We start from the raw sequence: 2,886 nt of genomic DNA on the forward strand, positions 1-2,886 counted from the left end.
CAGCTGCAGCTGCGCGACGCGGCGGGCGAAGCGATCCCGCTGCGGGATGAAACCTGGTGCGCCGGCCAGGAGGAGGCGCTGCGCGGCCTGCTGGCCGAGGTGGACGTGCTGGTGCTCAACCACGGCGTGAACGTGCACGGCGAGCGCAGTGCCGCGGCCACCGAGCTCTCGCTGCAGGTCAACGCCCTGAGCAGCTGGCGGCTGCTGGAGCTGTTCGCCGCCGTGGTGGCGGAACGGCCGGCGGATCCGGCCCGGCCCCGGGCCGAGGTGTGGATCAACACCTCGGAGGCGGAGATCCAGCCGGCCCTGAGCCCGCTCTACGAGATCAGCAAGCGGCTGCTGGGCCAGCTGCTGAGCCTGCGGGCGCTCGATCTGGCCGGACCGCGGCTGCGGCTGCGGCGCCTGGTGCTGGGGCCGTTCCGGTCGGCGCTCAACCCCGTGGGGGTGATGGGCCCGGGGTTCGTGGCCGAGCAGGTGCTGCTGCAGGCGCAGCTGGGCTGCAATCTGATCATCGTGACCCCGAATCCGCTCACCTACGTGCTGATGCCGCTCACCACGCTCAGCCGCTGGCTCTACTACCGGCTGCTGAGCCGCTCGGGGAGCTGAGCGGAGCGGGCGGCTCAGAAATCGCGGTCGGTGAGGATCTCGCAGCCGTCGCTGGTCACGGCGATGGTGTGTTCCCACTGGGCCGAGAGGCTGCCGTCCACGGTCACCACGGTCCAGCGGTCCTTGAGGGTGCGGCAGGCCTTGCTGCCGGCGTTGAGGATCGGCTCGACTGCCAGGGTCATGCCGGCCCGCAGCTTCATGTTGGGCAGCTCGCGGGTGCGGTAGTTGAACACCGAGGGCTCCTCGTGCAGGTTGCGGCCCACGCCGTGGCCGGTGTAGTCCTCCACCACGGCAAAGCGTGGGCCTCCACGTGATCCTGCACGGCACCGGCCAGGTCGAGCAGGGTGCTGCCCGCCTTCACCGTGGCCAGGCCCTTCATCAGCGATTCCTGGGCCACGCGGGAGAGCGTACGGGCCTGTTCCGGCACCCCCTCGCCCACGCAGATCGTCACGCAGCTGTCGCCGTGATAGCCGTCGAAGTAGGCGCCGGTGTCGATCTTCACCAGGTCGCCGGCTCGGATCAGCCGCTTGTGGCTGGGGATGCCGTGCACCACCTCATGGTTGATCGAGGCGCAGATGCTGGCGGGAAAGCCGTGGTAGCCCTTGAAGCTGGGCACGGCGCCCATCTCGCGGATGCGCTTCTCGGCGTGGGCGTCGAGGTCGGCGGTGGTGAGGCCCGGAGCGGCCATCTCGATGATCTCGCGCAGCACCGTGGCCACGATGCGGCTGGCCTGGCGCATCGTCTCGATCTCGCGGGTGCTCTTCACCTCCACGCCGCGGCGGCTCTTCTGGATCCGGGGGCCCGTCTGGGTGACGGCCGGTTCCGAGGATGCCCGGGTGCTGGCCAGCAGATCGGCGAACAGGTTCATGCAGCGGGCTGAATGGGAGGGCTCGGGGCAGCTGAGCCCAGCGCTCTGGGTTGTCAAGCTATCAACGGCCAGCCGCATCGCGCCGAACCATGCCCGCCCGCCCCTGGCCGCTGCGGCTGCGCCACTGGCACGGCGCGCTGGCGCCGGTGGTGCTGCTGCCGCTGCTGGTGACCGTGAGCAGCGGCGTGGGCTACCGCCTGGGCCGCGACTGGATCCACCTCAGCCGCGACCAGGCCCACCTGCTGATGGTGATCCATGAGGGCGAATGGCTGCAGCGGTGGTTCGGGGCCTCCGGCGAGACCTTCTACGTGCTGGCCAACGGCCTCGGCCTGCTGTGGATGCTGGCCAGCGGCGCGGGGCTGCTGCTGGAGCGCTGGCGGCGGCGGCTGAGCCGGAGCCAGTCGGAGCGGGCAGCTGAAGGGGGTGACACCTGAGCCGGTACACTGGAAGTTTGGCCAGGCGTCGCGGAGCTGAGATGGCAGCAGAGTCGAACGAGATCAACACCGCCGAGATCGACACCGACCTCCAGGAGTCCGGTGAGGCGAGCGCGGAGCAGAACGCTGCCGCAGCCGCCACGGCGGTGGCCGAGAAGCCGGCCGTGGCTCCTGCCGCCAGCACCGGCCGGCTCAGCGCCCAGGATCTGATCCGCGCCTTCGAGGCCGAGCAGCTCAAGAGCGATCTGCCCGAGATCTACGTGGGCGACACCGTGAAGGTGGGCGTGCGGATCCGCGAGGGCAACAAGGAACGCGTGCAGCCCTACGAGGCGTGGTGATCGCCAAGCGCCACGGCGGCCTCAACGCCACGATCACCGTGCGCCGCATCTTCCAGGGCGTGGGCGTGGAGCGGGTGTTCATGCTGCACAGCCCCCAGGTGGCTTCCGTGAAGGTGGAGCGTCGCGGTAAGGTGCGGCGGGCGAAGCTCTTCTATCTGCGCGATCGGGTGGGTAAAGCCACCCGCGTCAAGCAGCGCTTCGACCGCTGAGGCGCCATCGTCCTCGCGCTCTGGTCTCGTTCAACGGGGGCATCGGCCCTGCGCCGTTAGTTCAGTTGGTAGAACGCAGGTCTCCAAAACCTGATGTCGGGGGTTCGAGTCCTCCACGGCGCGTTCGATGCCCCCAGGCCGTTTCGTTGTCTTGAAATTCTTGCCGACCATGGAGTTGGATCTTCAGCCCGGTGACGTGGTGAAAGTGCTCGAGTCAGCCGCCCTCGGATGGGTGCGCGCTCGGGTGATCCGGGTGAAATCCGGTGGTCGTGTGGTGGTGCAGAGCGATCAGGGGCGTGAGTTCACCGCCCGCGGCAACCAGGTGCGCCTGATCGAACCGGCCGGCTTCCGTCCCTGAGCCCATCCATTCGGTCCGGGATTCGACCTGGTCGGGCTTGCTACGTACCGGGCCCGCCGCCGCAGCGGCGGGC

General features: G+C 69.4%; 3 protein-coding genes, 1 tRNA gene and 2 pseudogenes. 5 read left to right on the plus strand and 1 reads right to left on the minus strand.

The genetic code is table 11. The annotated features are described in order from the left end of the window. On the plus strand, positions 1 to 606 hold a 606-nt coding region (locus SYNGFB01_RS09640; RefSeq protein ID WP_048017860.1), incomplete at its 5' end, for a short-chain dehydrogenase. Positions 607 to 620: 14 nt separating this feature from the next. Here the strand turns inward: SYNGFB01_RS09640 and map are convergent. Then, positions 621 to 1,474, minus strand: a pseudogene (map, locus tag SYNGFB01_RS09645) (type I methionyl aminopeptidase). An 89-nt stretch (positions 1,475 to 1,563) separates the two neighbouring features. On the opposite strand from map, the gene SYNGFB01_RS09650 reads away from it, so the two are divergent. From SYNGFB01_RS09650 to SYNGFB01_RS09665, 4 genes and pseudogenes are all read left to right on the plus strand, one after another. After that, a complete protein-coding gene (locus SYNGFB01_RS09650; protein ID WP_048017861.1) occupies positions 1,564 to 1,908 on the plus strand; it encodes a hypothetical protein in 345 nt (114 codons plus the stop codon). A 41-nt stretch (positions 1,909 to 1,949) separates the two neighbouring features. Next, positions 1,950 to 2,455, plus strand: a pseudogene (rplS, locus tag SYNGFB01_RS09655) (50S ribosomal protein L19). Positions 2,456 to 2,505: 50 nt separating this feature from the next. Then, positions 2,506 to 2,578 (plus strand) — tRNA-Trp (locus tag SYNGFB01_RS09660). A gap of 46 nt (positions 2,579 to 2,624) precedes the next feature. Next, a complete protein-coding gene (locus tag SYNGFB01_RS09665) occupies positions 2,625 to 2,813 on the plus strand; it encodes a hyperconserved protein Hcp (RefSeq protein ID WP_006043540.1) in 189 nt (62 codons plus the stop codon). Positions 2,814 to 2,886: the final 73 nt, after the last annotated feature.

Origin of the sequence: Synechococcus sp. GFB01 (assembly GCF_001039265.1) — a bacterium.
In the GTDB taxonomy this organism is placed as follows: domain Bacteria; phylum Cyanobacteriota; class Cyanobacteriia; order PCC-6307; family Cyanobiaceae; genus NIES-981.